General features: G+C 63.2%; 18 protein-coding genes and 1 pseudogene. 16 read left to right on the top strand and 3 right to left on the bottom strand.

Translation table 11 applies throughout. The features are described from left to right. The first annotated feature begins 49 nt into the window (after positions 1-49). From N878_RS00085 to N878_RS00110, 6 genes are all read left to right on the top strand, one after another. On the top strand, positions 50-841 hold the full coding sequence (locus N878_RS00085; protein ID WP_021441657.1) for a PFL_4669 family integrating conjugative element protein: 792 nt from the start codon (positions 50-52) through the stop codon (positions 839-841). Further along, positions 838-1,389 carry a DUF3158 family protein gene (locus N878_RS00090; RefSeq protein ID WP_021441658.1) on the top strand — a complete coding sequence of 184 codons (552 nt, stop codon included), beginning with the start codon at positions 838-840 and terminating at the stop codon, positions 1,387-1,389. Before N878_RS00085 ends, N878_RS00090 begins: the two co-directional genes overlap by 4 nt. Further along, complete coding sequence (locus tag N878_RS00095; protein ID WP_021441659.1) at positions 1,386-1,781, top strand: single-stranded DNA-binding protein; 396 nt, start codon at positions 1,386-1,388, stop codon at positions 1,779-1,781. The genes N878_RS00090 and N878_RS00095 overlap by 4 nt, the downstream gene beginning before the upstream one ends. Positions 1,782-2,020: 239 nt before the next feature. After that, positions 2,021-4,039 carry a DNA topoisomerase III gene (locus N878_RS00100; protein WP_021441660.1) on the top strand — a complete coding sequence of 673 codons (2,019 nt, stop codon included), beginning with the start codon at positions 2,021-2,023 and terminating at the stop codon, positions 4,037-4,039. 805 nt (positions 4,040-4,844) lie between these two features. Continuing rightward, the gene (locus N878_RS00105) at positions 4,845-5,093 is read left to right on the top strand and encodes a hypothetical protein (protein ID WP_021441661.1); all 249 of its coding nucleotides are present in this window, start codon (positions 4,845-4,847) and stop codon (positions 5,091-5,093) included. Positions 5,094-5,116: 23 nt separating this feature from the next. After that, positions 5,117-5,509 (top strand): hypothetical protein, encoded by a 393-nt coding sequence (locus N878_RS00110; protein ID WP_031302452.1) that lies wholly within the window; start codon positions 5,117-5,119, stop codon positions 5,507-5,509. A gap of 273 nt (positions 5,510-5,782) precedes the next feature. Here the strand turns inward: N878_RS00110 and N878_RS00115 are convergent, their stop codons facing one another. Beyond that, a complete protein-coding gene (locus N878_RS00115; RefSeq protein ID WP_031302454.1) occupies positions 5,783-7,867 on the bottom strand; it encodes a TonB-dependent receptor in 2,085 nt (694 codons plus the stop codon). A 205-nt stretch (positions 7,868-8,072) separates the two neighbouring features. Here N878_RS00115 and N878_RS00120 point away from each other — a divergent pair, with 205 nt between their 5' ends. Continuing rightward, positions 8,073-9,728: a cyclic peptide export ABC transporter gene (locus tag N878_RS00120; protein WP_021441664.1), complete on the top strand. Its 1,656-nt coding sequence runs from the start codon at positions 8,073-8,075 to the stop codon at positions 9,726-9,728. An 8-nt stretch (positions 9,729-9,736) separates the two neighbouring features. Here the strand turns inward: N878_RS00120 and fhuF are convergent, their stop codons facing one another. Beyond that, positions 9,737-10,423 (bottom strand): siderophore-iron reductase FhuF, encoded by a 687-nt coding sequence (gene fhuF, locus N878_RS00125; RefSeq protein WP_256217914.1) that lies wholly within the window; start codon positions 10,421-10,423, stop codon positions 9,737-9,739. A gap of 196 nt (positions 10,424-10,619) precedes the next feature. Between fhuF and N878_RS00130 the strand changes: the two genes are divergently transcribed. The 9 genes and pseudogenes from N878_RS00130 (at position 10,620) to N878_RS00165 (ending at position 20,756) form a co-directional block, all read left to right on the top strand. Then, complete coding sequence (locus N878_RS00130; protein ID WP_021441666.1) at positions 10,620-12,320, top strand: ABC transporter ATP-binding protein/permease; 1,701 nt, start codon at positions 10,620-10,622, stop codon at positions 12,318-12,320. Between the two features lie 492 nt (positions 12,321-12,812). Next, positions 12,813-13,697 carry a DUF3577 domain-containing protein gene (locus N878_RS00135; protein WP_021441667.1) on the top strand — a complete coding sequence of 295 codons (885 nt, stop codon included), beginning with the start codon at positions 12,813-12,815 and terminating at the stop codon, positions 13,695-13,697. Positions 13,698-13,882: 185 nt separating this feature from the next. Then, positions 13,883-14,710 (top strand): DUF932 domain-containing protein, encoded by an 828-nt coding sequence (locus N878_RS00140; protein ID WP_021441668.1) that lies wholly within the window; start codon positions 13,883-13,885, stop codon positions 14,708-14,710. Between the two features lie 92 nt (positions 14,711-14,802). Then, the gene (locus N878_RS00145; protein WP_021441669.1) at positions 14,803-15,474 is read left to right on the top strand and encodes a DUF3275 family protein; all 672 of its coding nucleotides are present in this window, start codon (positions 14,803-14,805) and stop codon (positions 15,472-15,474) included. A gap of 91 nt (positions 15,475-15,565) precedes the next feature. Next, positions 15,566-15,910: a conserved plasmid protein gene (locus N878_RS26395; RefSeq protein WP_082457744.1), complete on the top strand. Its 345-nt coding sequence runs from the start codon at positions 15,566-15,568 to the stop codon at positions 15,908-15,910. Positions 15,911-16,052: 142 nt separating this feature from the next. Next, positions 16,053-16,709, top strand: coding sequence for a hypothetical protein (locus N878_RS00150; RefSeq protein WP_021441670.1), 657 nt, complete (start codon positions 16,053-16,055; stop codon positions 16,707-16,709). A gap of 28 nt (positions 16,710-16,737) precedes the next feature. Beyond that, positions 16,738-17,883 (top strand): annotated as a pseudogene (locus N878_RS00155) (DUF6094 domain-containing protein); the annotation flags it as partial. Between the two features lie 222 nt (positions 17,884-18,105). After that, positions 18,106-18,396 (top strand): hypothetical protein, encoded by a 291-nt coding sequence (locus N878_RS00160; RefSeq protein WP_021441672.1) that lies wholly within the window; start codon positions 18,106-18,108, stop codon positions 18,394-18,396. A gap of 86 nt (positions 18,397-18,482) precedes the next feature. Continuing rightward, positions 18,483-20,756, top strand: a complete 2,274-nt coding sequence (locus N878_RS00165; protein ID WP_021441673.1) for a helicase-related protein — start codon at positions 18,483-18,485, stop codon at positions 20,754-20,756. 165 nt (positions 20,757-20,921) lie between these two features. Here the strand turns inward: N878_RS00165 and N878_RS26400 are convergent, their stop codons facing one another. After that, complete coding sequence (locus tag N878_RS26400; RefSeq protein ID WP_082457745.1) at positions 20,922-22,181, bottom strand: phospholipase D-like domain-containing protein; 1,260 nt, start codon at positions 22,179-22,181, stop codon at positions 20,922-20,924. Positions 22,182-22,520 lie beyond the last annotated feature (339 nt).

A 22,520-nucleotide genomic window follows, 5' to 3' on the forward strand; every position in this document is an offset into this window, starting at 1 on the left:
CGCCGGCTGGCCAAGCTGGCGACTCGTTCCTCTCACGCGAGTCGTCCCCATGGCCACCGACACCTCCTTGCAACTGAATCTCGGATCGCTGCGCAGTGCCATGTCGCTGACGCTGCACACCCATCACGCCTCGCGCATCTGGCACGGCCGCGCGGCCAGCGAGGGCAAGCCCGGCATCGTCGGCTTGAACGGTTTCATCGCCATCGCCAACAAGATCAAGCGCGGTGCCGAGCAGGACGATCCCTACTCGGACTGGTGGATGCTGAGGCTCGAGGAAAAACTGACGCAGACCAAGGACAGCCTGCAGAGCTTGCGTGAGCAGGTCGACCAGGCCCTGGCCGACGTGCCGCCGGCGCTGTCGTTGGGCGAGAACCTGAACGTGCAGCCGGTGAAGCTGCCACTGTTCGTCAACGCGCAGCTCGGCTTCCTCGCCGTATACCTGCTGGCCGATTACGACGACCTGGCGCGCAAGCTGATCCTCGCCCACCACACCGCGCTGATCGATCGCAGCACGCTTGAACGCTGGCTCAACGAAGGGGCGCACGCCCTGCGCAGCCTGTTCTCGCTGGCGCAGCAATACCGCTACTCGGGCTGCACCCGGGATGACTTCGCGGCCAAGAATGCCGCCGCCCGGGCGGCCCTGGAGAAGCTCGGGCAGCTGCCGCAGGAGGTGCTCGAAGGCACGCTGCGCTCGCGCTATGCCCCGCCGATCATCCGGCGCTCGGCGCGGGCCGCCTCGGCACCGCAGGATGCCGCGGATGCCAGTGACGACGATGCCCTGCCTGAAAGCGCCGATATCACCCTGGCCGCCGCCGGCGATAACGAGGAGGCCTCCGCATGACCTCGACGCCGAGTACTGCGGCAGCCCGCCGCTTTTACCCCCTGGAACAAGCTGACTTCCTCAAGTTGGAACAGGCCGCCTCTCTAAAAGGCCTTTTACAGCCTTTTAAAGGTAAGGGGGCACTTACCCAGTGGGCCAGCCAGTGCCACAGGCTGCGCGATGAGCTGATCGAGCTGGCGCAGCGGCGCGTCCTGGCGCAGGCGAATGCCTACCCCTTCCGCCTGCTGCCGGTGGAGCTGGCCCAGCAGACCACGGGCGCCGGCACGACCTTTCTGCGCTGGCGCAAGCCGGATCGCTCGGCCATGGGCGTGGTGCTGTGGCAGGGGCTGATCGCCAGCGCCACCACGCCCGACACCCTGCTCGATGACCTCTACGCCATGGAACTCCAGCGCATCGTGCTGAACATGCAGATCAGCCTGCTGCACACGCTGGGCCGCCAAGCTCACGAGTGCGCCAGCAAGCTGGCCCAGGCCGAATCGCTTTACCTGCAGCGCGTCCCCGGAGGCGCTGCGTCCATCCGCACCACCTGTTCCAAGGAGTCACTATGAGCACGCACTTTGTTGGCGAAGGCAACATCGGTTCTGCGCCGGAGTTCAGGGAGTTTCCCAGCGGCAATGACGAGCCCAGGCGGCTGTTGCGCCTGAACGTATATTTCGACAACCCGGTCCCGACCAAGGACGGCTATGACGACCGCGGCGGCTACTGGGCGCCCGTGGAGCTGTGGCACCGCGACGCCGAGCACTGGAAGACGCTGTACCAGAAAGGCATGCGCGTCCTGGTGGAAGGCCGCACCGTGCGCGATGAGTGGGAGGACGCCGACGAGAACGAGCGTGTGACCTTCAAGATCGAGGCGCGGCGTGTCGGCATCCTGCCGTACCGGATCGATGCCGTAACCCTGAGCCCGAAACCGGCCACCGAGCCCGCCCAGCCGGCTGAGTGAACCCGCAAAAGACGTCCCTGGAACTATCCCCGGGGGATAGTTCCAGGGAGTTCCACTGAGGTCCGGCGCCGCCGTGAACGAAGCTGCGGGTGAGTGCACACCGCCGACTCTGCTCATATCCCTGAGAGGATGCCTACCCATGCATAACTGGGGCGCTGCCGCTGTCTCGTTGTTTGCTGCCGCCGAGGCCGCGGATGGCCATGCTGAGGCTCACTCGATGCCCCCACCCCGGAGACCGTATGCGCCTGTTCCTCTGCGAGAAGCCATCCCAGGGAAAGGACATCGCCCGCGTGCTGGGGGCTGGTCAGCGGGGTAGCGGCTACTACAGCGGTACCGGCGTAATCGTGACCTGGTGCATCGGCCACCTGATCGAAGCCGCACCACCGGAAGCCTACGGCGAGCAGTACAAGCGCTGGTCGCTTCAGCAACTGCCGATCATTCCCGAGCGCTGGCGGGTCGAGCCGAAGGCCGCAACCGCTGCACAATTGAAGATCGTCAAACAGCTGGTCAGCCAGACCAGCGAGCTGGTGATCGCCACCGACGCCGACCGCGAAGGCGAGATGATCGCCCGCGAGATCATCGACCTGTGCGGCTATCGCGGCCCCATCCAGCGGCTGTGGCTGTCGGCACTCAACGACGCGAGCATTCGCAAGGCGCTGGGTGCACTGAAGCCGTCGAGCGAGACGCTGCCGCTTTACGCTGCGGCACTCGCGCGCTCCCGCGCGGACTGGCTAGTCGGCATGAACCTGAGTCGCCTGTTCACCCTGCTGGGGCGTCAGGCCGGCTACGACGGCGTGCTCTCGGTCGGCCGGGTGCAGACGCCGACGCTGGCCCTGGTGGTCAGCCGCGACCGCGAGATCGCGGGCTTCGTCTCGGTGCCGTTCTGGAACATCGAGGTCAGGCTATCGACAGGCGGACAGCGTTTCCTCGCCAGCTGGATCGCCCCTGACGACTGCAGCGACGATGCAGGGCGCTGCCTGCAGCGGGCGATGGCCCAACACGCCGCCGATCACCTGGGCGCAGCCGGCAGCGCTCAGGTGGTCTCAGTCGCAACGGAGCGCATGCGTGAGGCGCCCCCACTGCCCTTCGACCTGGGCACGCTGCAGGAAGTGTGCTCGCGGCAACTCGCCCTGGACGTGCAGGAGACGCTGGATATTGCCCAGTCGTTGTACGAGACGCACAAGGCGACGACCTATCCGCGTTCGGATTCGGGTTACCTGCCCGAGAACATGTTCGCCGAGGTGCCGGCCGTACTCGCTGCCGTGCTCGCCACCGATCCCAGCCTGCGCCCGCTCTTGGAGCTGCTCGACCGAACGCAGCGTTCACGCGCCTGGAACGACAGCAAGGTGTCGGCCCACCACGGCATCATCCCGACGCTGGAACCGGCCAACCTGGCGGCCATGAGCGACAAGGAGCAGGCGGTCTACAGGCTGATCCGCGCGCATTATCTCGCGCAGTTTCTGCCGCATCACGAGTTCGACCGCACCACGGCGCAGTTGCTGTGCCGCGGGCAGACCCTCCAAGCCGTTGGCAAGCAGGTGATCGTCCCCGGCTGGCACCAGGTGCTGGCCGTCCCGGAAGCGGACAACGCCAATGGTGAAGCAGCCCCGCGCAGCCAGGTGTTGCCGGCGCTGCACGAAGGGCTGCACTGCCAGGTCGACCACGTCGATCTGAAAGCCCTCAAGACCCAACCGCCAAAACCTTACACCCAAGGCGATCTGATCAAGGCCATGAAAGGCGTCGCCAAGCTGGTCACCGACCCGCGGTTGAAGCAGAAGCTGAAAGAGACCACCGGCATTGGCACCGAAGCCACCCGTGCCGGCATCATCAAAGGCCTGCTCGAGCGCGGCTACCTGCTCAAGAAAGGTCGCGCCGTGCGGGCCTCCGATGCGGCGTGCACGCTGATCGATGCGGTGCCCGCGGCCATCACAGATCCCGGTACGACCGCCATCTGGGAGCAGGCCCTGGACATGATCGAAGCCGGTGACATGACGCTGGAGACCTTCGTCGCCAAGCAATCCACGTGGATCACCCAACTGGTGCAGCAGTACCGCGCGGCCACCCTGGCCATCAAACTCCCTGAGGGCCCCGCCTGCCCGCTGTGCGGCAGCGCCACCCGCCAACGCACCGGCAAGACCGGTCCGTTCTGGTCCTGCTGCCGCTATCCCGATTGCAAAGGCGCCCTGCCCATCGAGAATGGCCGGCAGGCCAGCGCCAAGCGCAGCCCCTCACGAAAACCGCGGCAGATCCCGAAATAGCTCGCCAGTTCGTCTCCCCATCGTATCGACCACGGTCGATACGCCCCTCGCCCCCGCGGGGAACCCAGCACGCCTTCTCCTTCTGCAACGCGTGCCCGTCGCCAGCATGTCGCTGGGTCGATGGGAAGGCTGACTCATCCAGCGTCCGTATACCCGGACAGCTTGATCTGTTGAGTGTCGCGATGAAGGGTCCCCTGCTGCCTTGCCCTGACATTTGGACGAGACATCAGGAGACCCTTCGGGTCGAATGGTATTCAGTGCCGGCGCCCACCGGCGAAACAACGGGTTCCTTTTGTGCGCGGATGCGTGCCAAAGGATGTCGGCCCCAGCCACAACACGGGTCGAGTGCAATCGCTGCGTAGCGGATGGCTTTGACGACGGCCACGCCCTACCTCAGCGCACAGGTGGTGCCTTGCTCGATAGCCGAAGGCCCAGGCCTTCGGTGCCTTTTCTCCTGCCTGCCCAGTGCGCCGACGCATCGTCGCCGAGCCAGCGACTGAATTGGCCGCCCCCTCAGCTCAACTGACAACGAGGGCTTTTCCTGCAGCACAAACGCGAGTGCTCCGGCCGCCAGCAAAATCTGGAGGTCACCGGTTTCCCATTTTCCGCTGACTCGCCTCCCCTCGCCGCTCGAAGCTGCTCCCATGCGTCGTCGACCTCGGTCGACACCATGCTCGCAGCACGGGGCCTCGGCTGCACCGCGGAATCCTCCGCGCCGCCCCAACCCGTCCGCTCCGCACCGCCTTGCGGACGAACGCCGGCCAGGCGTCGGTGCCTCGCTCCATCTCTGTCAGGAGGTTCTTCCATGTCCTTTAACCCTCCCGCGTCGCCCAGTCCCACCCAGGCCCAAGCCGAAGCCATCGGCTACCTGGCCCTGACCTACGTGAGTCAACGCCTGCCCTTACAGGTACGGCAAAGCGCCGCCGGCCACTTCATCGGCACTGCCGACGACAACGGGCCGATCTCGCGTGAATCCGTCGAGTACTTCCGCTCATACGAAGCTGCAGAGCGAGCCCTGAGCACAGGGCACTGGCAGCAGCGCCTCCATCCCTGAACCCTACCCATCGGGAGACCATCATGAATCAGTCTTTACCCCCAGACGTCCTTGATCAGATCGCGCGGGAAATGCTGCATTTCGACAATGCCCCCGCGGCATTTCTGCAGGCATGGAAACGCGGCGTTCACATCGCCGGTGCCGAGTGGTTCGGCGATGGCACTCTCAGCGGGTTGCAGCAAGCCAATAGCAAGTGGGAGCTGCGACCGAATGTACAGCGTCTCAACGAGGCCCTGGGCGTGCTGAGCAGCGGCCAACGGCTGTTCCTTTCGGCGATGGTCAGCTTTTACAACGCCAGTGAAGGCGGCGCGATGCTCAAACGCTGTCAGTTCGAGGGGCTTGCCGATCTCGGCGGTCTCGACCTGGAACGGCGCAAGGTCATCGCCGAGCTGGTCCTCCACTACGACGGCTGGTGAGTCTACCGCTCTCAGCCTCCCCGTTTTCCCAGCCCCGGAGGGACATGCGTCCCTCGGGGCCGTGTCTCTCCGCCCTTTTCGACAGGAGCGGCACCATGAACAGCTCGATCAATCCCTTTACCCGTGGCTACCACGGTTTTCATATTCAACGCACGGCCCGTGCTCTGGCGACACCCACTCAGGGAACCCGGGGGGACAAGACAACGAGCCTTGAAACGATTGCGGGCGACGGCACCCTTGCCGCCGCCCGTCCTTCCTTGGACTCTGCCTTCCTTAGAAGTCGTAGCGAGCGGCCATACCGAGAGTCAGCGGCGCGCCGACGTCCAGCAGGCTGTCGCTCTGGTTGTTGGTGATGTACTGCTCGTCGAACAGGTTGCGCACGTAGCCGCTGAGGGTCAGATTGCCGATGGGGTACTCGGCGTTCAGGTTCACCAGGGCGACGCTGTCGTTGCGTCGCTCGCCAGTCACTTCACGGGCACCGTTGACATCGAAGTTGGAGATGCTGCTGCCCTGGTAGACGACGTCGCCGCCGATCATCAGACCGCTGGCGAAGGTGTAGTTGGCGCCAATGTTGGCCATTTTCTTCGGTGCGAAAACGAACTCGCGGCCACTGAGGTCGACACCGTCGCGCACAAAATCTTCGTACTTGGTGTCGTTGTAGGCGAAGCCGGCATTCACTAGCAGCTGCGAGGTCACCAGGTACTCGGCGGAGAACTCCAAGCCGATCATGCGGCTTTCGGCGGCGTTGGCCACCTGCACGGTGTTGTCGGCGAGATTGAGGAAGGACACCTGCTGATCTTTCCAACTGGTTTGGTAGAGGTTGGCGCTGGTCCGCAGGCGACGATCCAGCCAGTTGCCGCGCCAGGCCAGCTCGTAGGTGCTGGTGAATTCCGGGTCGTAGGTCTCGTGTCGGGCACGCGTCCTGACGTTCACCCCACCGCTGCGGTAGCCGCGCTGCCAGGTCAGGCCGAGCACCTGATTGTCGGTCAGGTCGTAGCTCAGGCCGATCTTCGGCAGCAGCACGCTGGAGCTGAGATCCTCGTCGGCCGAAGGGTCGGCAGCGATGCCCAGGATGTCGGTGGGGTACTCGATCTTGGTGCTGTTCTTTTCGTGATCCCAGCGCAGGCCGGTGATCAGTTGCCAGTCTTCGACGAACTCCCAGTTGAGTTCGCCGAACAGTGCCTGGCTGTTAATCGTGGTCTCGCCCTGCTGATCCAGCAGCACCATACCGCTATTGACCAGTTGATCGTCGATCTCGCCCTCGAAGCGCCCTAGATAGGCGCCAATCACACCGTTCACCCGCTCCGAGGCGTAACCCAGGCGCAGTTCCTGGCTGGCCAGGGTCTGCTCGTGGTGACGGGGAGCCGTCTGGGTCGTGGTCGCACGGCGGTCGAAATCGAGGATCGAGTGGTATTCCGACCAGGTACCGGAGGTCACGCTGGTCAGCGTCCAGAAATCGTCCAGACGGTAATCCAGCTTGGCGGTGGCCGTGTCCTGGTCCAGGGTGTTGTGGGTCTCGGTGTTCTCGAAAATGCTGAAGTAGTCAGGCTTACCATTGGTCGCGGCCACCGCGTTGATCCCGCTGCGCTGCTTGGTACGGGCGAAGGTCAGCAGCACGTCCAGGTCGTCGGACGGCAGGATGAGGAACTTGCCGCGGACGTTGGACGAGCGCAGCTGGTTGGCGTCCATGTCCAGCGTCTCGTTCTCGATATAGCCGTCGGCCGTCTGGTAATCGACGGCCAGCCTGGCGGCTATCACGCCGTCGACCAGCGAGCCGTTGGCAACGGCCGACGCGCCCTGCTCGCCATACTTGCCGACGTTGCTGCGCACGGAGAACTCCGGTGCGAAGGTGGGGTTCTTGGTGCGCATGATGATGGCGCCGGCCAGGGAGTTACGGCCCTGAGTGGTCGACTGGGCACCGCGGTAGATCTCCACCTGCTCCATATCCCACAGCGGCAGCGGGTTGTGGGTCAGCAGGCGGTTGACCTGCAGCGCGTCGTCGACATAGACGGATACCGCGCCGTTCATCGCGGCAGGCCCCTGGTCGTCGAAGCCGCTCACCGGAATGCCGCGGATACCCCAGTTCTCGTTGCCCGACTGGGCGTACACGCCAGGCGTGCGATCCAGCACGCCTTGCAGGTCCTGGTCGCCGTGCAGGCGAATGTCCTCGCTGGTCACCACTGCAACGCTGGACAACGTTTTGTCTTGGTTACGCTGGATCTTCTCGCCGGTGATGACCACTTCCTTGAGCTGCAGCGCTTCCTCTTTCTTGGTTTCCTCCGCTGCCAGCGTGGATGTTGCCGCCATCAGGCCGGATGCGACAGCCAGCGCCAGCGTGTTTTTCTTGAAACTTATCATCGAGCCCAGTGCCCCCATTGATCTTTCTCTGCATTGAAGGCACCCGAGAGATGCCTCAACCTCCCCTTCCTCCGGATAAACCCAACCCGGAACAAAAACCGATATCATTTCAGCATAATTTTCAATCTTTACAAGAATGATTTGCTTTTACACAAATGAGCAGAGCCATCTCCGTCTCTGCCCCTGAAGCGAGTGATTACCTGAGATGGATCTGTTACTGCTGCTGGCGCGCCGCTCCTGGCCCACCCTGCTGATCGCCACCGCCACCGGCCTGGTCTGCGGCCTGGCGGCCGCCGGCCTGATCGCCAACATCAACCACTCGCTGGCCGGCTTCGGCCAGTTGCGCCCGATCGATGGCCTGCCGTTCGCCGGCCTGGTGGCGCTGGTGGTGGTCGCGCGCGTCGTCTCCGACGTCAGCCTGTTGCGCCTGGGGCAGACCGCGGTCAGCGACATGCGCCTGCACCTGAGCGGCAAGCTGATCGATACGCCCTACCCGCGCCTGCAGCGCCTGGGCAAGCACCGCCTGCTGGCGATGCTCACCGACGATACCCAGACCATCAGCCAGGCCGTCGAGCTGGTGCCGATCCTGCTGGTCAACAGCGGCATCGTGCTGGCCTGCCTGGGCTACCTGGGCTGGCTCAGCCTGCCGTTGCTGGGCCTCACCGCGGCGCTGATCTTGCTCGGCGCGGCCAGCTTCCACTGGCCGCAGCGCAAGGCGCTGACCTCCATCGGCAAGGCCCGCGAGCTGAAGGACCAGCTGTTCGGCCAGTACCGCCTGCTCACCGACGGCAGCAAGGAGCTGCAGCTCAACCACTCGCGGCGCCTGCAGTTCTTCGAGCGCCTGCTGCATCCCATCAGCCAGCAGTATCGCCGCGACTTCGTGCGCGGCATGAGCATCTACGCCCTAGTGCTCAACTGGGGTAACGGCATCTTCTACCTGCTGATCGGCACGGTGCTGTTCCTCGCCCCGCAGTTCATAGAGCTCGGCGCGACGCTGGTGACCGGTTACATCCTCACCCTGCTGTACATGATCACGCCGCTGTCGGAGCTGATGAACGCCCTGCCGACCCTGGGCAAGGCCAGCGTCTCGCTGGGCAAGATCCGCGCCCTGGAAGGCCAGCTGGAGGTGGCCGGCACGCCGGGGGACGCCCTGGCGCCGGCCCGTCAGGTGACCGGGCTGAGCTGCCGCCAGGTGCGCCACACCTACTACCGCGAAGGCGAGGACGGCCGCTTCACCCTCGGCCCATTCGACCTCGACCTGCACGCCGGCGAAGTGGTGTTCATCACCGGCGGCAACGGCAGCGGCAAGACCACCCTGGCCTTGCTGCTGACCGGCCTCTACCAGCCCGAAGGCGGCGACCTACGACTCGACGGCAAGGTATCGTCCAACGGACAGAACCACCTCTACCGCCAACATTTCTCGGCGATCTTCACCGACTTCTGCCTGTTCGAGCATTTGCTCGACGGTGACGATCCGCAGCTGATGCAGCAGGCCCGCGACTACCTGGCACATCTGCAGCTGGCGCACAAGGTCAGCATCGAGGGCGGGCGCCTGTCCACGCTGGATCTCTCCACCGGCCAGCGCAAGCGCCTGGCGCTGCTGGCCGCCTACCTCGACGACCGCCCCTGCTACCTGTTCGACGAGTGGGCGGCGGACCAGGACCCGGTGTTCAAGCGCTTCTTCTACACCAAGATCCTTCCCGATCTGTGCCAGCGCGGCAAACTGGTGATCGTGATCTCCCACGACGATGCCTACTTCCCGCTGGCCGACCGGATGATCAAGGTGGAGCAGGGCCGCGTGTTCGAAGCAATCTCGGAGCCGTTACCCTTCGTTTGCTCTTCAAAGGAACAAAGCCGGTAACCCTGTAGCTAGCCCTGATAAATCTGCCGCAGATAGCTTGCCTGCTCCGCCTGCGGCAGACGATGCAGCTTCGGGCAGGACTCGCACAGCACCTGCGGCTTGCCCGGCACCGGGGCGTGCAACTGGTAGTGCAGGCAACAATGGCGGCGCAACGGGAGGTGCGCGCAGACATCCGGTGCCGACGAATTGACCATCCATTGCAGGCTTCTCGGCTGCAGGCGGCCGTCCGCGACGACGGCCTGTTCCAGCCAGCGGTGGGCCTCGGCGAAGCCCTGACGCTCCAGGTTGGCGTCAAGGCGGGCGAAGGCGCCATCCCAGATGGCGGCAAAGTTGCCCCAGAGTACCTTCGGCGCCAGCCCGCCCCAGGCGGCGATGCTGGCGAACAGCGGTTCCAGGTGCTCATGCAGCAGGCGCGCCCAGTAGTCGTCGCGCTGCCGGGCGGCAAGTGAGGCCTGCGGCGTAGGCAACCACAATGCCCGTGGCTGACCGGCGTCGTGTAACAACGCGACATCCTGCTCCCAGAAGGCAATGGCCAGCTCACGCGTCAATACGGCCGCCAGCGTGGCCGGCAACATGACGCTGAGGTAATTCATCGACCACTGCGAGGCGATTGGGGGGCGCTTGACGCCGGGATAGAGGTCGGCGAAACGCTCGAGCAGAGGGTGCAGCACGCCCGCCTCGGCCAGGCTGGGCAGCGGCACCGCTGCACGGCCATCGCTTTCGACCTGGATCACGCGCTGGATGGGCGGCCATGCGTGGCACAGCCAGTCCGGTAGTTCGATGGCCGGCCTCCACAGCTCAGGGCACAAACAATGAGAACGATTAGCGTTGATGGTATAGACGCCCCTCTATAAACTCAACGCGTTTAACGCCGGGCAAACTCGAGGCCACATGCAGACACTCCGCGATTTCTGGTCGCTCGCCCGGCCGTTCTGGTGCTCTGCCGAAAGGCGCCCCGCCCTGCTGCTGCTGTTCGGCACGGTCCTGATGAACCTGTGCCTGGTCGGCGTGAACATCCTCTACAACCTGTGGAACCTGCATTTCTACAACGCCCTGCAGGCACTCGACTACGACGCCTTCCTGATGGGCGGCGGCTATTTCATCCTGCTGCAGGCGGGGCTGGCCAGCTTCACCGTGGCCGCCTTCCACTTCCAGCAGAAGCTCACCCTGCGCTGGCGCCGCTGGGCCACCGAGAACACCCTGCAGCTGTGGCTGCAGCGCCAACGCTACCTCAAGTTGCAGCTTACTTCCCCGGAAACGGACAATCCCGATCAGCGCATCGCCGACGACATCAACCTGTTCATCGGCATGTCGCTGAAGCTCAGCCTGGGCCTGATGACCGCCCTGGTGTCGCTGTTCTCCTTCCTGCATATCCTCTGGCAGGCCTCGAGCCTGGTGCGGGTGCCCTTCGCCGGGGAAGAGCTGGTGATCCCCGGCCTGCTGGTCTGGGCGGCCCTGCTGTACTCCATACTCGGCACCGGCGGCGCCTTCTGGCTGGGACGCACGTTGCCGCGACTGAACTTCCTCCAGCAGCGCCGCGAGGCCGACTTCCGCTTCTCCCTGATGCGCCTGCGCGAGAACGCCGAAGCCGTGGCCCAGTACCGCGGCGAGAGCGAAGAGCACGCCCGCTTCAACCAGCGCCTGGGCGCCACGCTGGAAAACTTCTGGGCCCTAGTGAAGCAGCAGAAGATCGTGCTCGGCTACTCCACCTTCTACATGCGCAGCGCCATGATCATCCCGATGTTCGTCATGGCGCCGCAGTTCTTCGCCGGCGCCTTCCCGCTCGGCCGGCTCACCCAGCTCAGCGCCGCCTTCGGCGAGGTCCACGAGGCCATGGCCTATCTGGTGCGGGTGTTTCCCGAGATCGCCGAATGGAAATCCGTGGTCGATCGCCTGATGGGCTTTCAACAGCGCCTGGCCAGCGTCGGCGACGAAGCCGGCGTGCGCCTCGAACACGACGCCGACGGCTTCGAGGTGCAAGATCTGTCGCTCTGGCTGCCGGACGGCAAGGCGCTGCTCGCCGGTCTCGACCTGCGCTTGCAACCCGGCGATAGTCTGCTGATCCGCGCGCCGTCCGGCTTCGGCAAATCCACCCTAATCCGCGCCCTCACCGGCATCTGGAGCCACGCCTGCGGCCTGGCACGTTACGACCTGGGCAACGTCCTGACTCTGGCGCAGAAGCCCTATATGCCGCTCGGCAGCCTGCGCGGCATGCTCTGGTACCCGGCCCCGGCGCGCGCCGACGACGATGCGAGGCTGCTGCAGGTGATGCGCCAGTGCGGCCTCGATCACCTAAGCGAGCAGCTGAACGCCGAACTCGACTGGGCACAGACCCTGAGCATCGGCGAACAGCAGCGCTGTGCTTTCGCCCGCGCCCTGCTGCTACGCCCCGCCGTGCTGTTTCTCGATGAAACCAGCTCGGCGCTGGACGAAGCGACGGAGCGAAACTGCTATGCGCAGCTCAAACAGGCGCTGCCGAATACGATCGTCATCAGCGTGGGGCATCGGGCGTCGCTGGAACACCTGCACTCCCGCACGCTGAGTCTGCAGCAGTGCCAGTCACCAGTGCTGGAGTTGGAAGTGGACTACTGAGCGCCTACGGTAAAGCACGCTAAGTAGTGCTAGCGAGGGCGCTGTGTACCACCCGATGCCTTGAGAGATGCGAAATGACTCAAGGTATAAGGACTTGCCTTCCTCCACAGGACGGCCTTCCTGGCATGTAGATCATCAGGGCGGCAAGGGTTCGACAGGCGTTCAACCAATGCGTGAACTGAACCAGATCTGGCGACTGAATAAGGTCGCCACCAGTTACCGATTCCTCATAGCCAAGGCATTCGCGTAGCACCAACCTCCCCTTCATGTTCCGCTGACGTCGTCAGCGACATGCCAGGCAGCTTCGGTCTTCCGGCTGCCCGCGGATCCTTCCGTGTGACCGAGCCCGTTCGCAGCGCATCCCTCGCGCGAACGACCACCGGCCTGCCGGTGGCGGATGCAGATGTTCCTCAACCCACCGCGGGGTTACGCACCTCCCCGCTCTGGGTCGGTGTGTCTCCGTGTTCTTGTTCCCAAGTCAGGAGATTCACCATGAGCAGCACTACGTCCAACCCGAAGTCGTACTTCGACATCCATACCTCGGGCATCGGCTACATCCAACGCGTGCGTGAAGTACCGGTAAAAGGTGGCCGCAAAGCCACTCCCTTTCTCGCCTGTACCGTAGCGGCGCTGGTCGGGCCGGCCCAAAACCCGACCCGGCGCTACTTCGACGTGCGGGTTTCCGGTGCTGAAGCCAAGCAACTCGTCCAGCCCTACATCGGTATCGATGATCCCCAGCAGCGGCCGCTGGTGCACTTTCGTCTCGGCGACCTGTGGATCGATCCATTTCGTCGGCCCTCGGGCGATCCGGCGGCCAGCATGAAGGCCCGGCTACTCAAGGCCGAGTTGCTGGAACGCAGTGCCCTGGACGAAATCGAGTATCACGAGCTGCTGACCCGCGGTATCGGCTACTTGAACAATCCCAGGATGATCCCGAACGGCGGTGATCCCTTCCTGTCGTGTTCCATCGCAGCCCTGGCCGGCCCGGTCGACGAGCCCGAGTACCGCTATATCGAGACCACCGTCGCCGACGACAGCGCCCAGCACCTGGTGCAGCGCTGCATTCAGGCCGTTGAAGCGAAGAAGAAGGTGCTGCTGGCCTTCACCCTCAACGACATGAAGGCCGAGGCCTACGTACGCAGCAAAGGCGAGCACGCCGGTGAAGTGGGCGGCAGCCTGAAGTCGAAGCTGATACGCATCGGCCTGATCAAAGTCGATGGGGTACAGGTCTATCCGCCGCAATCCGCAGCATCCGCTCCCGAAGACGCTCTCGCGTCCGATGAGGCGGCTCACGCCGAGGACGAAAGCGGTGGCCCACAACCCACCGTCACCACTCAGACGCCTGTCGAGGAGCCCGTGCAGGCGGCTTCGTTCTGACTCGCAGGGCCTCTCCCAGGCCCTGCCCTTCCTCCCTCGCCTCCATGCCGCCGACACCTCGGTGTCGGCGGCATACGCCCCACCTCCCGTCATCGCACCGCCCTTCGGGCTTTTCATCCCATGCAATCACCGCGTCAGCCTTCGGGCCGCGCATGCGATTGCCGCCATTCTCAAGGAGAACGACCATGCAACTCGCCTCTCGTTTTGCTCCCCGCTCGCCAATCCTGCGCGCCGATCATCCGCTGTCCGATGAGCAGATTCGCGCCGTGGCACCGTCGATCTTTGCCGATACCCCGCATGAGAGCCGGTCCGAGCGCTACAGCTACATCCCTACCGCATCGGTACTGGCCGAGCTGCGCGGAGAAGGTTTCCAGCCGTTCATGGTGTGCCAGACCCGCGTGCGCCACGAGGACCGCCGCGAATTCACCAAGCACATGATCCGCCTTCGCCACGCCAGCCAGATCAACGGCAGCGAAGCGAATGAAATCATCCTCCTCAACTCGCACGACGGCACCAGCAGCTACCAGATGCTCGCCGGCATGTTCAGGTTCGTCTGCCACAACGGCTTGGTCTGCGGTAACACCCTCGCCGATGTCCGTGTGCATCACAAAGGCAATGTCGCCGAGCACGTAATCGAAGGTGCCTACGAGGTCCTGCATGGCTTCGAGCAGGTGCAGGCGTCGCGCGATGCGATGCGCCTGATCACCCTGGACGACGGCGAGCAGGAGGTCTTGGCCCGCTCTGCACTGGCGCTCAAGTACGACACGCCCAATCAGGTGATGCCGATCACCGAGGCGCAGGTGCTGATGCCCCGCCGCGTCGATGACCGCGGCAGCGACCTGTGGTCCACCTTCAACCGCATTCAGGAGAACCTGGTCAAAGGCGGTTTGAATGGACGCAACGCCCGTGGCCGTCGCCAGAGTACCCGGCCGGTCCAAGGCATCGATCAGAACGTGCGGCTCAACCGCGCACTGTGGATGCTCGCCGAAGGCATGCAACAGCTGAAGGCCTGAGGCAAAGCGGACTACGCCCCTGGGCGTGGTCCGCTGTTCCGCTCACTCAATGGATGCCCAGCATTCTCACCCTCATCGTAAGGAGATCCGCCATGGCCGCTTCAGCCGCCCTGCAGCTACCTGCATCCTCCATCGTCGTGCCCGGTCAGCTCACGCTGCGCACCATCCACGGCCGCAACGGGCCGTTCAACGTCGGCCGCCTGGTCACGCCCATCGGCAAGTTTGCCGTCAAGGATGCGGAGCTGGAGCAGTACCCCGAAGGCAAGTACGACGGGGAGTTCATCATCCGCTACATCGACTCCAAGGCCTATCCCACCTGTGATGGCATGCGCTTCGAGATCCGCGCCAGTCTGGACGGCATGACGCTCTCGGGCATCGACAAACTGAGCAAGGCCGAGGCCCATGCCTTTGCCACCCAGGAAGTCGATCCACTCGACGAGGAACTGGCCGCGCAGCCGCTGACAACGGCGACAATGCCAGCACCAGCGTCCGCGCCCGTACGGGCATCGACGGACCCACTGATCGATACCAGGCCATTCGGCGTGGATGCGCCCGCCGCGACGGGCGCTGCCTCCGGCAGCCCCGACAGCGACGATGCCGCCCTGTTCGGCCTGCTGTGGCCGCTGGGCGAATCGGTGAAACTGGATTCGACCATCGACCGCCGCACGCTGCGTCTACAAATCGCTCGCCTGGGTGTGCTGGGTTACGCACTCGACTTCAAGTCGCAGCAATGGAATCGGCAGCCTGACCAACAGGCTGCGTGATCTGCCTCGCCGCATCCGCGGCGCTTCATCCACCCGCCGGGGTTCCTTACCCCACGCGGGGAGGACTCCGGCTTTTCTGGAGGACTCCAGCATGCCAACCACCGCCTGCAATACCCCGTCACAGCCCATCGGGGTTACCTGCTCTGCGCTCGATGAGCAAGCCTGGCTGGCGATCTGCAAGACGGCAGCCACACAAGCCAGAAATGGTTGCGGCCTGTCTTACGACTACTACGTCGATCGCTTCAGTGCGGCGATTGATACGCACATTGATCAATTGCCCGCATGCCAGCGCGCACAGGCTCTGCAAATAGCCACAGAGGAATGGAGTTACGCGACACCTGCCGAGAGGCAGGAAACCCAAAACTGGAATGCTGAACACGGCTATTGCGCGCACGGAATCGAACTGGGTTATTGCCCGGTCGGTTGGGGCTCGTAATCGAGAACCGGCAGGGCCGAGACGCTTCGTTGCAGCCCACACGCCTGGCAGTTCGAGCCGCAATATTGCGCCTCCCTTCATCCCCCTCGGGGCAGCACCTGCCTCCAGGCGGTGCTGCCCCCTATCCATCGAGGACATCACCATGCCTGCGCTTTCATCGCCCACCACGCTGTATCGCATCGACGAGTGCGCCGACCTGATGGCCGACGCCTGCATCCGTGACGAACAGGGCAACCTGATCTTCATCTCGGTCTGGGCGCGGGATACCGCGATCCAGCAGTTCCTGGCCCGGCTGACGCTGAGCCGCGACGAGGATGGGCTGGACCAGTTCCACCTCATCACCGAGCAAGGGGGCGCCGTCCCCGTTTTCGTCGGCACGGCCGAGCGTTTGGAAAAACGCCTGACCCGTGCCTATCGCCGCACGCTGTTCGGCTCGATGGTCAACCTCTGGCTGTTCGACCGGCGCTGCATACGGCCCGACAAGAGCACGGCCAGCGCACTGGCGCTGCTGCCGCGCTCGGTAACCGATCCGACGTCACGCCTGTGGCAACTGGTCAGGGACACCTGTCCGCTGCCGTTGCTGGAACACTGGCAAGCCCCTGTACTGACGCTGCTGCGCGATCACAGCATGCTCCAGGAACTACCGGTGGCTCTCGGGCCACTGCGTGGACTGCGCCTGCAACTGGACGTTCCAGCGCTGACCGAAGCGCTGGGCGAACTGATCCGCCGCGACGTACTCACCGCCTACCCGACAGGACAGTCGGCCATCACCGACCTGCCGCTGCAGGCAGTGGCCTGACGTTCCTCCAACGAATACGTCCCGCGTATTCGCCCCCTTCATTCCCGCCAATCAGGAGACTCCCATGGCCCTCATGTTCCCAAGGCTCGCACGGAATTTCGCCAAGAACGGCTACTACCCGACCGACGAAGCCACCCTCGAGCGAGCGCTCAGCGCACTGATGCCCAGCGATGGGCCGATGTGCATTCTCGATCCTTGCGCCGGCGAAGGCGTCGCCATTGTAGAAGCCGCGCACGCCCTCGGGCGTGATCAGACCACCGCCTATGCGGTGGAGTACGACCTAGAACGGGCAAACCATGCACGGAGGCTGGTCGATCACTGCCTCCAAGGTGATTTGATGGATGCGTTGATCGCCCGGCAGAGCTTCGGCCTGCTGTGGCTCAACCCGCCCTATGGCGACTTGTCGAAGGATGCCAACGGCACTATCGGCTACGACGGCAAAGGCCGCGCCAGGCTGGAGAAGCTGTTCTATCAGAAGACGCTGCCGCTGCTGCAGTACGGCGGGATTCTCATCTTCATCGTGCCGTCCTACATACTCGACCCGGAGCTGGTCGGCTGGCTCACCCGGCATTTCACTGACCTGGGCATCCACCGCGCGGTGGACACGCAGTTCAAGCAGGTCGTGGTGTTCGGTCGCCGTATCCGCCAGCGAGAGCTGGTCGGCGATGAGGTGAAGTCCATCCGCACCCGCCTGCTGCAGATCGGGCAAGGCGAACTCGACGTGGAAGAGCTTCCAGCCGAGTGGCCGTTGCTCCCCTACGTCGTCCCCGCGGCCTCGGGCGAGCCCGAGCATTTCTATCGCATCAGCATGGAGCCGGCGCAGTTCGCCGAGGAAGTGCTGCGCCTGCAGGGCCTGTGGCCGTCGTTCGAGACGCACCTCGGTGCCGCGCAGCAGTCCTTGCGTGCCCCGGCGCGCGCCCTGTCCCACTGGCACCTGGCGTTAGCCCTTGCGGCCGGTGCGATCTCGGGTGTGGTGCAATCCAAGAATGGCCGCGTCTTGGCCGTCAAAGGCGACACTCACAAGCAGAAAACCACCAGCACGGAGTATCGCGAACGCGACGATGGCTCCATCGCCGAGACGCGCATCCTCACCGACAAGTTCGTGCCGGTGATCCGTGCCTGGGACCTGTCCCCCGACTCAGCCACGCTGGGCCGCATCATCACCATCCACTGAGTCCATCCGGCGCTTCGCGTCCCGGTGTTCTCATCCCGCAGAAGGCGCAACGCCTTCGTGTCGCGTCCGCGCAAGCGGCCTGGCCGCTGGAACAGCCCTCGCTCAACTGCCCAGAGCAGCAATCTGATCTGACGGCAGGCAATGGTCTTCATCCACCCCATCGGGACATGGCTCCCGACGGGGCCGTGTCCTGAGAGCATTCCGTCCAAGGAGCACATGCCCATGGTACATCCACCACCGCCCCTGCTGTTCGCGATAGGCACATTGATCTTCAGTCCCGGCATCGACCGTCTCATGCGAGAAGGCCGTCTCGATCCCCTGCCGTACTTCCAGCGCCACACCCGTGGCGATTGGGGTGACGTCAGCGATGCGCAGTGGCAAGCGAACAACGCCGCCCTGCAATCGGCTGAACGGCTCGAATCGTCCTATGTGGTTCACCGGGAACTGAGCCTCTGCATCGTCACCGAGGCAGACCGCAGCGCAACCCATATCGCGCTGGCGTCCGAGCGCTGACTCGCTCGTCAGCGATTTCTCTCATCCCCAGGGCATGTCACCGCCCTCTGGGCTGGTGCATGCCCCATTTTCCTTGGAGCCTCACCATGTCCCACGATCATGAAGCCCTTCCCGATACCGCCGCGCAGGGCGACCTGCTCGAAGCTGCGGAGTCCCCTCTCACGCTCAGCCTGCAGGACTTCGTGTCCGAGTTCGGCGACGAGCTGCTCGACTCGCTCAACCGCGCCAACCCGCCGGTCTACACCGGCCAGGCGCGGCCGCATCGGCACATCGTCGTCGCAGGCCTCAAGCGACAGTTGTTCCCGGCGCAAGCCGAGGTGGCCCATGCGATTGCCGAGCTGTTGATAGACCGCGGCGAACGCGCGGCAATCGTCAACGGCGAGATGGGCTGCGGCAAGACGACGGTGGGCATTGCCAGCGCCGCCGTGCTCAACGCCGAAGGCTACCGCCGTACTCTGGTGCTTTGCCCGCCGCATCTGGTTTACAAGTGGCGGCGGGAAATCCAGGAGACGGTGGCCGGTGCCAAGGTCTGGGTGCTCAACGGCCCGGACACGCTGGTCAAACTGCTGAAGCTGCGCGAACAGTTGGGCGTCTCGTCCCAGGGTCAGGAGTTCTTCGTGCTGGGCCGCGTGCGCATGCGCATGGGCTTTCACTGGAAGCCGGTTTTCACCCAACATCGCGCGCGCCATGGCGATGTAGGCGCATGCCCTGACTGCGGCCAGGTCATCACCGACCTCGACGGCGAGCCGATCAATCCGATCGAACTCGAAGCCGAGGAATACCGCCGCAAGTGCAGTCAGTGCGCCGCTCCGCTATGGACGCTGATTCGGCCCAGAAGACTGTCCGCCAGCGACCAGTCCTCCGCCGTGCTCAAAGCGCTGAAACGTATTCCCACCATTGGCGAGATCACCGCACAGAAGCTGATGCAGAAATTCGGTGATGCCTTCCTTGCATCGATGCTCGGCGACAACATCCACGAGTTCATCAACCTGATGGATGGCAACGGCGAACTGGTCTTCTCGGATCGGCAAGCCCAGCGCATGGAGCGTGCGATGGCCAACATGGAGTTTGGCTTCGGCGAGGGCGGTTACCAGCCGTCCGAGTTCATCAAACGCTACCTGCCACAAGGCACGTTCGACCTACTTATCGCCGACGAGGCGCACGAGTACAAGAACGGCGGCTCCGCACAGGGCCAGGCCATGGGGGTGTTGGCGGCCAAGGCGCGAAAGACGCTGCTGCTCACCGGCACGCTGATGGGCGGTTATGGCGACGACCTTTTTCACCTGCTGTTCCGCGCCTTGCCTGGGCGGATGATCGAAGACGGCTACCGGCCGACCAAGAGCGGCAGCATGACGTCGGCGGCGATGGCGTTTATGCGCGATCACGGCGTGCTCAAGGATATCTACTCCGAGAGCATGGGCACCGCGCACAAGACGGCCAAGGGCTCGAAGGTCACGGTCAGGACGGTCAAGGCGCCGGGCTTCGGCCCGAAAGGCGTGCTGCGCTGCATCCTGCCCTTCACCGTCTTCCTTAAGCTCAAGGACATCGGTGGCAACGTGCTGCCACCCTACGACGAGGAGTTCCGCGAGGTCGCGATGGACACGGCGCAAGCCTCGGCCTATCGCGAGCTGGAGGGGCGACTGAGCACAGCGCTGAAGCAAGCCCTGGCGAAACGCGACACGACCTTGCTGGGTGTGGTTCTCAATGTGCTGTTGGCCTGGCCGGATTGCTGCTTCAGACCGGAGACGGTCAAGCATCCTCGTACGCGCGAGTTGCTGGCATTCGTCGCCGCCCAGTTCAACGAACTGGAGGTGATGCCCAAGGAGCGCGAACTGATCGAGATCTGCCGACAGGAGAAGGCGGAAGGTCGCAAGACCCTGGTCTACAGCGTCTACACCGGCACCCGCGATACCACGTCCAGGCTCAAGCTGTTGCTGGAGCAGGAAGGCCTCAAGGTGGCGGTACTGCGCGCAAGCGTGGATGCCTCTCGCCGCGAGGACTGGATTGCCGAGCAGTTGGACCGTGGCATAGACGTGCTCATCAGCAATCCCGAACTGGTGAAAACCGGGTTGGATTTGCTGGAGTTCCCCACGATTGTCTTCATGCAGTCGGGCTACAACGTCTATTCGCTTCAGCAAGCCGCGCGCCGCTCCTGGCGTATCGGCCAGAAGCTGGCGGTCAAGGTGATCTACCTGGGCTACGCGGCCACCTCGCAGATGACCTGCCTGGCGTTGATGGCCAGAAAGATCATGGTGTCGCAGAGCACCTCGGGAGACGTACCCGAATCCGGGCTCGATGTCCTGAATCAGGATGGCGACTCCGTGGAGGTAGCCTTGGCACGGCAGCTGGTTGCAGCATGATCCATTTGCATATGCCGGCAGCCCATCGGGCTGCCGGTTTTTTCTTCATCCGCGACAACTATCGTCCTAGCCTGATGCTCGCGATCAGTGAGGATCGGCCCGTAGCGACCGGTCGCAACAGGCAAAAACCGGCCAAAAGTGGACGTCGGTTCGATAGAGCGTTTATCAAGGCCAAGAGCCGCTTTTCACAAAGAGAACTGGATTACCCTCGATCAGCGCAACCCTGATAACGTGTTCACTCTCTGGTTTGCCGAAGAATGTGGCGTCCTCTCCCAATAGATTCGACCCATATTTGAACGTTCGGGTAAAACGGTAAATCACCTGCTGTTCAAAGCTTGCTCTGTGCTCTCTGATCCAAGCTCGCGCGCTTTGACATTCCGCCGACTCCGCACCATCTGATTGACTAACGCGGCGTGGTGCAAACGTCTTGTATGACGATAAAGCGAACCGCATAGGAATGACACAAAGCTTGCGGCCATATTGCTTCACCGTAATTATTAGATTTGCCTCTTTTGGCAGGCCATCTAGGTAGTCTTTTCGTGAATCAACTTCGACTCGCCAGGTTGGGCGCTCGGCAATAACTTGTCCTGTGAAGTCGACACCTCGACCAATCATGGATATACGGGTTTGGGCTACACGTGCCCATCCGATTTCACCAGCATCTGTGATGCACAAATACCTAGACAGCCTTTTTAGGGCTACCGAACGCTCAGCCACCGTCCAAGTAATTAGATCCCGGCTTGAACTGAAAAGTGATGTTTGGTCTGTTTCTCGAAAATGTACGATTCCAAGATCCCACTCCTTTGAAATCGGAGCTGCCTCAAGCGCACGCTTTATTTCAGACTTCAACTCCGCTTGAGCACGCGCTACCTCCTCCATCTCCGCGCGCCTTCGGCCCCTGGCGGCTGACCTGCTAATCTTTTTTTGCGCAACTATGCATGCAACCTGGAAGGCGTCGTAGATTTCCTCTAAAGGAGGAAGAAGCACCTCCATTTCCTTGATCATCTGCAACGTGATCGGCACAGCTTTTTCTAGCCATGGTTCTATCAAGCTGTGCGCTCGGGCTACTGACTCGGCGTCCGAAAAGTAGCCACTCAGTTCCAAATTCTTTTGACCCTTCGAGGTCACATTTTGACTCCCGACGGTAGCGAATTTGTTTGGTGCAATCACAACCTTGGCGTGCAACGCATCAAGGTGATAAAGCTCGTGTCCGGCTTCTATTAACTGCTGGAGAACCGCTAGGCTCGAAGCTCTGGAGGCAAATAGCTCAGCGTCAAACCGGGTATAAACCCTGCTCCGTCCAGAGGTACTGAGGATTTTTTTCGCAAGCGGCCCTGTTAGATAAGGCGATAGCATCAGGATTGTTGAGTTGGCACCGCTTGCCAAGTCCAGCCAAAACACGTGAGCCTTGGTATCTAGGATCATCTCCATTCCTTGCGCGCTGTGGTGTCGTGTAACGCATAACTCAGTGATCCTGAAAGACGCGGGTAACTGAGCGGTGAACGATGCATCCTTCTAGATGGTGCTCATCTGCATTCATGGACGGTAGCATGACTCAGCATTGCGCTACACGTTATCGAGGCTCAACTCCCAAGGCTCTGCTCGCCACTTCGTTGCATAGCAGCGGCTGCCGTCACCATGTCTGCGCTTAATGCTGTTTTAAGAGACAGGCAGCTTTTGGCCGGTTCCTGTGGCCCGTTCTGTGGCGGGCCCTGACGGCCATGATCACGATATGAATTACCTGCGTGAAATCATGCTGAGCCT

Origin of the sequence: Pseudomonas sp. EGD-AK9 (assembly GCF_000465935.2) — a bacterium.
Taxonomy (GTDB): Bacteria; Pseudomonadota; Gammaproteobacteria; order Pseudomonadales; family Pseudomonadaceae; genus Aquipseudomonas.

Excerpts from the sequence above, each read along its gene's own strand:
- N878_RS00085 (WP_021441657.1), top strand. The coding sequence starts at position 50 with ATGGCCACCGACACCTCCTTGCAACTGAATCTCGGATCGCTGCGCAGT.
- N878_RS00090 (WP_021441658.1), top strand. The coding sequence starts at position 838 with ATGACCTCGACGCCGAGTACTGCGGCAGCCCGCCGCTTTTACCCCCTG.
- N878_RS00095 (WP_021441659.1), top strand. The coding sequence starts at position 1,386 with ATGAGCACGCACTTTGTTGGCGAAGGCAACATCGGTTCTGCGCCGGAG.
- N878_RS00100 (WP_021441660.1), top strand. The coding sequence starts at position 2,021 with ATGCGCCTGTTCCTCTGCGAGAAGCCATCCCAGGGAAAGGACATCGCC.
- N878_RS00105 (WP_021441661.1), top strand. The coding sequence starts at position 4,845 with ATGTCCTTTAACCCTCCCGCGTCGCCCAGTCCCACCCAGGCCCAAGCC.
- N878_RS00110 (WP_031302452.1), top strand. The coding sequence starts at position 5,117 with ATGAATCAGTCTTTACCCCCAGACGTCCTTGATCAGATCGCGCGGGAA.
- N878_RS00115 (WP_031302454.1), bottom strand. The coding sequence starts at position 7,867 with ATGATAAGTTTCAAGAAAAACACGCTGGCGCTGGCTGTCGCATCCGGC.
- N878_RS00120 (WP_021441664.1), top strand. The coding sequence starts at position 8,073 with ATGGATCTGTTACTGCTGCTGGCGCGCCGCTCCTGGCCCACCCTGCTG.
- N878_RS00130 (WP_021441666.1), top strand. The coding sequence starts at position 10,620 with ATGCAGACACTCCGCGATTTCTGGTCGCTCGCCCGGCCGTTCTGGTGC.
- N878_RS00135 (WP_021441667.1), top strand. The coding sequence starts at position 12,813 with ATGAGCAGCACTACGTCCAACCCGAAGTCGTACTTCGACATCCATACC.
- N878_RS00140 (WP_021441668.1), top strand. The coding sequence starts at position 13,883 with ATGCAACTCGCCTCTCGTTTTGCTCCCCGCTCGCCAATCCTGCGCGCC.
- N878_RS00145 (WP_021441669.1), top strand. The coding sequence starts at position 14,803 with ATGGCCGCTTCAGCCGCCCTGCAGCTACCTGCATCCTCCATCGTCGTG.
- N878_RS26395 (WP_082457744.1), top strand. The coding sequence starts at position 15,566 with ATGCCAACCACCGCCTGCAATACCCCGTCACAGCCCATCGGGGTTACC.
- N878_RS00150 (WP_021441670.1), top strand. The coding sequence starts at position 16,053 with ATGCCTGCGCTTTCATCGCCCACCACGCTGTATCGCATCGACGAGTGC.
- N878_RS00160 (WP_021441672.1), top strand. The coding sequence starts at position 18,106 with ATGGTACATCCACCACCGCCCCTGCTGTTCGCGATAGGCACATTGATC.
- N878_RS00165 (WP_021441673.1), top strand. The coding sequence starts at position 18,483 with ATGTCCCACGATCATGAAGCCCTTCCCGATACCGCCGCGCAGGGCGAC.
- N878_RS26400 (WP_082457745.1), bottom strand. The coding sequence starts at position 22,181 with ATGATCCTAGATACCAAGGCTCACGTGTTTTGGCTGGACTTGGCAAGC.